At 44.7% G+C, this 2,049-nt stretch carries 3 protein-coding genes; 2 read left to right on the top strand and 1 reads right to left on the bottom strand.

Annotated elements, in window-relative coordinates; translation table 11 throughout:
- Positions 1 to 152 precede the first annotated feature (152 nt).
- Entirely contained in the window at positions 153 to 317 is a 165-nt protein-coding gene (locus tag B5F78_RS16480) for a hypothetical protein (protein ID WP_162608590.1), read from the top strand.
- 33 nt (positions 318 to 350) lie between these two features.
- Here the strand turns inward: B5F78_RS16480 and B5F78_RS17680 are convergent, their stop codons facing one another.
- Positions 351 to 563 carry a hypothetical protein gene (locus B5F78_RS17680; RefSeq protein ID WP_204502758.1) on the bottom strand — a complete coding sequence of 71 codons (213 nt, stop codon included), beginning with the start codon at positions 561 to 563 and terminating at the stop codon, positions 351 to 353.
- 98 nt (positions 564 to 661) lie between these two features.
- Between B5F78_RS17680 and B5F78_RS16490 the strand changes: the two genes are divergently transcribed.
- Entirely contained in the window at positions 662 to 1,801 is a 1,140-nt protein-coding gene (locus B5F78_RS16490) for a helix-turn-helix domain-containing protein (protein ID WP_087407253.1), read from the top strand.
- Positions 1,802 to 2,049 lie beyond the last annotated feature (248 nt).

A 2,049-nucleotide genomic window follows, 5' to 3' on the forward strand; every position in this document is an offset into this window, starting at 1 on the left:
GATAGCGGGCTATCTGACGAAGAACAGAAGCGGAAAGGACCAAAAAATCGCCCAAAGCACACACGAAAACGAACACATCAAGCCAAGAAAAACTTTTTGGAGAAATTCAGAAGCTGTTTTGAATTTATCGTGCGCTGATTTGGGATGAGTTTTTGAGGCATTTTCGCTTGTGTGATGAGGAAGATAGCGGGCTATCTGACGAAGAACAGGAGCGAAAAGGACCAAAAAATCGCCCAAAGCACACACGAAAACGGATACATCAAGCCAAGAAAAATTTTTTGGAGAAATTCAAAACAGCTTCTCAAAACAGCTTCTGAGATTATTTGTTGCAATTGTAAAGAAATACATTCTTAAGTGAATGTGACGGAAAGTATCATTACCATGCGTGCCTGCTTGCCAAACCATATACCGGTTATCTGCTTTACAGTTTTCATGTGAAGCCCGACACTTATGAGGTCGGTGTCATTTATGTGCATTCGCCCGAACTTCGTAAACTCGGGATAAAGGAACTGCATTTGGTAAAAGCCATAAAAATAAAGAAATAATCCATTGTTCTTTGACATACATATGAAAAATAAGGGGGTTAGATGATAAAAAGCTCTGATTAGAGGCCTAATACGAACGGATTTTTGTAAATTCGCAAAATTTTTAGAAATCCGATATGATAATACAAGGTCCTGAAATATATTATGCGGCATCCTGCCTGATACTGGTCGTTACGTCACTGTTTTGTGCGTTGGTGCGTTATTTCCACATGTGCCGTCCGTTTGACGAGGAAGAAACCTATTTTTATCCGGCCCGCAAGCTCATCACAATTATCTATGCCTGTTTTGCCTTGCCTGTGGTATGGCTTTTCCGCATGGACAGCCCGGACGCATACTTCTTTATGCGTGTTTTTCTTGTGCTGCTGTTGCCCGGTGCGGGCGTGTTGTCGTTCCGCCGGTTTTTCTTCAGCAAGACAAGACACCGCAGACTGATATTTGTATTGTCCGGCATCATTCCTCTGGCTATTATGCTGGCCTGTTGGATATACGGCTGGATTGGCGGAGATACCCTCTACCGCCATCGTGATATGCTTCTTCTCCTTATCGGAGGATATTCCCTGCTGCTTACAGCCATGCTGTTGCATACCACAAGCTGGCTGTTGCGCCAGATTCGCCTACACATGCAGGAAGAATATTCCAACAGTGAAGATTTTCCGGTACGTTTTGCCGGTTTTGTCGTATTCATGCCGGTGCTGTATCTGGGAGCCGCATGGTGGCTGTTTATCACCGGCGACCATGATTACAACATGTGGTTCCAGCTGGTCATTTCTGTCATGCACATCGTACTTTTGATACGGATATTGCATCCGCAACGGAAAGAATACAGGGAAGTGGTGGAAGAAGCGGAAGAACTCATAGCGGAAAAAATAGAAACGGTACTGTCCGACCGGGGAAGCGGCAGCAGCCTGCTGTCTGTTGATGCCAAGGATGAACTGGAAGCGAAAATACGGGCAGCATTGACCGAGGACAGGCTTTACCTGAATCCGAACCTGAAAATCGGCGAACTGGCAGATGCGGTAAAGAGCAACCGGAAATATGTATCCATTGTCATGAAAGAACGTTTCGGTTCCTTTTATAAGGAACTGAACCGGCTCAGGATTGAGGCCGCTGTCCGATACCGGGAAGAACACCCTTCGGCAAGCCGTGAAGAAATTGCTACACATTGCGGTTTTTCCAATGTAAGGACTTACAGCCGAAACCTGAAATCCGGGATGCAGGACAAGAACACAGAAGGACAATTTAAGGAAATTCCCTGAATTGTCCCTCATTATGAGCATTTTTCCTTGAATTGTCCTTCAAATTTTCTAAGATTGTCCTCTCACTTTCCGTTAAAATCCGCTAACTTTGCAAGCGGAATTTAGAAGCTGTTTTGAATTTATCGTGCGATGATTTGGAATGAGTTTTTGAGGCATTTCCGCTTCTGTGATGAGGAAGATAGCGGGCTATCTGACGAAGAACAGGAGCGAAAAGGACCAAAAAATCGCCCAAAGCACACACGAAAACG

Origin of the sequence: Bacteroides sp. An279 (genome assembly GCF_002159615.1) — a bacterium.
GTDB lineage: Bacteria > Bacteroidota > Bacteroidia > Bacteroidales > Bacteroidaceae > Phocaeicola > Phocaeicola intestinalis.